Origin of the sequence: Xanthovirga aplysinae (assembly GCF_009711365.1) — a bacterium.
In the GTDB taxonomy this organism is placed as follows: domain Bacteria; phylum Bacteroidota; class Bacteroidia; order Cytophagales; family Cyclobacteriaceae; genus Xanthovirga; species Xanthovirga aplysinae.
In genome coordinates, this window is sequence record NZ_SMMB01000806.1 from 1 (window position 1) to 4212 (window position 4212).

The following is a 4212-nucleotide window of genomic DNA, read 5'->3' on the forward strand; positions in this document are numbered from 1 at the left end:
TTTTATAACTCGGTCCATATTGGAAAAAGAATTGTTTTTTGAAAAATAATTGAAATATGTATACCCATAAAGCCAATAAGTGTGCCAGTCTAAAATGGGCTTTAAATAGCTAAGAATGGGTTATAGAGATTAGGTGCTCGACCGAAAGCGCACAAAAACGTCCGTCAGCGGACGGAAGAGAATCAATTAATAATTAACTATATTAAGGCCTTTATTAGGGTTTCATTTTCTTTTTTATGTGTATTTTGCCCTTTGCTTATCAGAGAACGCTTTTATCAGCGTTTTAAAAAAGTATTAGAAGGAATTGGCATAAAATTGGGCTGTACTTTATTGACCGACAATTAGAGTAATACCTTTACTGTTATTATAGAAGCTGATTTTTTGTTTAGAGGAGCTTCCTCAATTTAAGAATGTAAGTAATTTTATCACAGGGGAATTTTAGAAATAGAATCTTGTAGGTCAATGGAGAGGGTTTATAATGTTTAAACCGCCTTAATAATATACAAATTTAGTGATTTTTAAACATTAATTGAATGGCAAAGCAAGGAAAAATACTCATTGTAGATGACAATGTGGATTTGCTAAAAGCAGCAAAATTGTACCTAAAACGGCACTTTGCTCAAGTTGACGTTGAAAAAGATCCGGAACGAATTCCTGACCTTTTGAACAATGAACAATATGATGTGATTTTGCTGGACATGAACTTCACTAAAGATGTTGACAGTGGGCAGGAGGGTTTTTATTGGATGGACAGAATACTCCAGATTGATCCTTCAGCAGTAATTGTTTTAATTACGGCCTATGGAAATGTAGATACTGCCGTCAGAGCTATTAAAGAGGGAGCAACCAATTTTGTCTTAAAACCTTGGGAAAACGAAAAGTTGCTGGCTACCATTATGGCAGCCATGCGCTTGAGGTCTTCTAAGTTGGAAGTAGAGCATTTACGCTCCAAGCAGCAACAAATGGATGAGGATCTTTCTCTGCGGTTTAAAGATATAATCGGAAATAGTCCTGCTATGCTGCAGGTTTTTGAAACAATTGAGCGAGTAGCTGCTACGGATGCCAATGTGTTGATCTTAGGAGAGAATGGTACAGGAAAGGAGCTGATTGCAAGAGCAATCCATAGAAATTCTTCCCGAAAAGAGGAGGCCTGTATTACAGTTGATTTGGGGGCGATTAGTGAAACCTTATTTGAAAGTGAACTTTTTGGTCATGAAAAAGGTGCATTTACAGATGCTCGTGCCAGCCGGGCCGGGCGTTTTGAAATTGCTTCCGGAGGAACTCTCTTTTTGGATGAAATAGGAAACCTTTCCTTGCCTCTGCAGGCGAAATTATTAACTGCTCTCCAAAGTCGTACCATTACTCGTATTGGTTCAAACCAGACTCGTTCTATAGATATTCGGCTGATCAGTGCTACCAATATGGATGTGTATGAGATGGTAAGTGACCAGAGTTTTCGTCAGGACTTGTTGTACCGTATCAATACCATTGAATTGAAGCTTCCACCATTAAGGGACAGAATAGAAGATATTCCTTTATTGACCGAATATTTCCTGAAGCTTTATGCCAAAAAATATCATAAGGAGGTACGAAAAATTTCTCCTTCAGCCATAAAGCGGATGGAAAAGTACCACTGGCCAGGTAATGTGAGGGAATTGCAACATGCTGTGGAGCGAGCGGTGATTATGAATGTGGGGACTACTCTACAAGCAGATGATTTCTATTTTAATAATCGTCCTCAAGCCAATGAAGAGGATAGTTTGGTAATGGAAAGCCTCAATATTGAGGATATGGAAAAAGTAATGATCCGAAAAGCCTTAAAAAAGTATAATGGGAATATTACACAAGCGGCAGATGAATTGGGCTTAACGCGCTCGTCATTGTATAGAAGGTTGGAAAAATATGGCATTTAAAAAAGGATTTAGGGGAGGTTTAGCGCTTCGGGTAGGTGTCCTCGTGTTAACAGTGTTAGGGTTTGCAGTGCTTTTTCAAAGAGAAAATGTAATTGTCTCTACTTTTCTTGTTGCAGGATTGATCATAGCAGAAGTATGGGAGTTATTTTATTTTGTTGAACGGGTCAATCGAAAGTTGACCAGTTTTTTTGAAGCTTTTCGTTATTCCGATTTTTCCGCCAGTTTCACTGCTGACAACAGTATGGGACCAAGTTTCAAACAGTTGAATCAGGCACTAAATGATGTAATGGAGGCCTTACGTAAGGCTCGGGCAGATACAGAAGAACATTATCAGTATCTGCAAACCGTAGTAAAACATGTTAATGTAGGTTTGCTGTCTTATGATATGGATGGAAAAATAGAGTTAATAAATGGACATGTGTTGAATTATTTGAATTTGAGAGAATTACATACCGTCCATGAAATTGAATCGGTAGATTCAAACCTATATGCTATTATTTTTAATCTGCAAACCGGAAATACCGCCACTTACCGACTTAATGATCATGTTAATTTGTACTTGCAAGCCACCACGGTCCGTTTAAAATCTCGCTTTTTCAAGTTGGTTTCCATGCAGAACATTTATTCCGAGTTACAACAGAAGGAGACAGAATCCTGGCAAAAGCTTACTTCTGTTCTTCGACATGAGATCATGAACTCCATTACGCCTATTTCGTCACTTACAGCTACTTTGTCTGATATTTTGCAAGAGGATTTGGAGCAAAAGGATGAAGGTTATTTAATGGATGAGGAAACCATGGGAGATTTGAATGAGGGTTTACAAACCATTGAAAATAGAAGCCGTGGTTTAGTTTCTTTCATTAATGCCTATAAAGATTATACCACTTTGCCAGCTCCGGAATTTAGCGAAATTAAACTTTCAAGTTTATTGGACAGAGTAGGTTCTTTGATGTATGTACAAATGGAAGCCCATGGAGTAGAGTTTTTTCGTGAGGCCAAAACGGACAAAAGCGTTAGTATAGACCAAGAACAAATTGAAATGGTTCTAATCAATCTAGTAAAGAATGCTTTTGAGGCAGTAAAAGGAAAGGATAGGGCAAGAATTTCACTTTCTACCGTTCAAGAAGATGGAGAGCATTTGTTGATAAAAGTGCAGGATAATGGGCCTGGAATTATTCCAGAAGCTCAAGAAAAGATTTTTATGCCTTTTTATACCACTAAGAAAACCGGTTCAGGAATTGGCCTTAGCCTCTCACGACAGATCATGCAACAGCATCATGGGAATTTAACGGTAACTTCTGAGCCTGGAAATACGATTTTTACACTTTGGTTTCCTTTGTTTACCCCTTAATAAGAGAGGCACCAGTTATGATGTCTCCTCTTCATATCTACCTAAGGAATATATCTTGTTTATTAGTTTATTTTAAATTGGAAAAATCAGGTTAAAAAGGATATAAAAGCCATTTGATTACCTCAAATGGCTTTTGCATTCTTTTGAGAAGTTTTTTTTAAAAGATCTTTTGACCATTTTGAATAAAAATTCATAGTTAATAATTTTGTTGCTAAAAATTCATTGAAGATCTTTTTGCAAATTTATGGTAAAAAAAGCAGGAACAATCCTTTATTCAATCTATAGCTTTTTAGTGTTTTGCCTCGTTTTTATTTTTCTTTTTCCCTTATTTCTCATTATTATTCAGAGAAAGAAGTGGCATAAATATGCCATGCGATTAAATTCCATTTGGGCAACCGTCGTTTTCTTCTTGTGGGGAAAGAAAATGGAAATTGTTTATGAAGAGTCTTTGAAGAAAGGGGAGTCATATGTTTTCTGTCCTAACCATTTCTCTTTTTTAGACATTGCAACTATGGCCAAAACGCCCACTTATTTTTGCTTTGTAGGAAAAAGTTCCATTGCCAAGGTTCCGGTCTTTGGATATATGTTTCGGAAACTGCACATTACGGTGGACCGTAACGATATGAGAAGTCGTTATGAGACGATTCTGAAAGCCCGACAAGCCATAGAGGAAGGATTTAGTTTGGTGATGTTTCCAGAAGGAGGAATGGTAACATCAAATCCCCCACAAATGGGAAGGTTTAAAGATGGAGCTTTTCGGGTGGCCATCGAAAAACAAATTCCTGTAATTCCTGTAACAATTCCATATAATTGGATACTTTTGCCTGATAAGAAAATTCCTTTGATGCGAAGGGGGAAAACCAAGGTGATTTACCATCAACCTATTACAACAACAGGAATGACCATGGAGGATCTTCCAAAATTGAAAAATAGGACTTATTCTGTGAT

At 37.2% G+C, this 4212-nt stretch carries 3 protein-coding genes; all 3 read left to right on the forward strand.

The features are described from left to right. Positions 1-533 precede the first annotated feature (533 nt). Positions 534-1913, forward strand: a complete 1380-nt coding sequence (locus E1171_RS05990) for a sigma-54-dependent transcriptional regulator (RefSeq protein WP_155205064.1) — start codon at positions 534-536, stop codon at positions 1911-1913. Further along, on the forward strand, positions 1903-3264 hold the full coding sequence (locus E1171_RS05995) for a sensor histidine kinase (protein ID WP_155205066.1): 1362 nt from the start codon (positions 1903-1905) through the stop codon (positions 3262-3264). Before E1171_RS05990 ends, E1171_RS05995 begins: the two co-directional genes overlap by 11 nt. Before the next feature lie 370 nt (positions 3265-3634). After that, a partial coding sequence (locus E1171_RS06000) for a lysophospholipid acyltransferase family protein (protein ID WP_187696291.1) occupies positions 3635-4212 on the forward strand: 578 nt, incomplete at its 3' end.

Excerpts from the sequence above, each read along its gene's own strand:
- E1171_RS05995 (WP_155205066.1), top strand. The coding sequence starts at position 1,903 with ATGGCATTTAAAAAAGGATTTAGGGGAGGTTTAGCGCTTCGGGTAGGT.
- E1171_RS05990 (WP_155205064.1), top strand. The coding sequence starts at position 534 with ATGGCAAAGCAAGGAAAAATACTCATTGTAGATGACAATGTGGATTTG.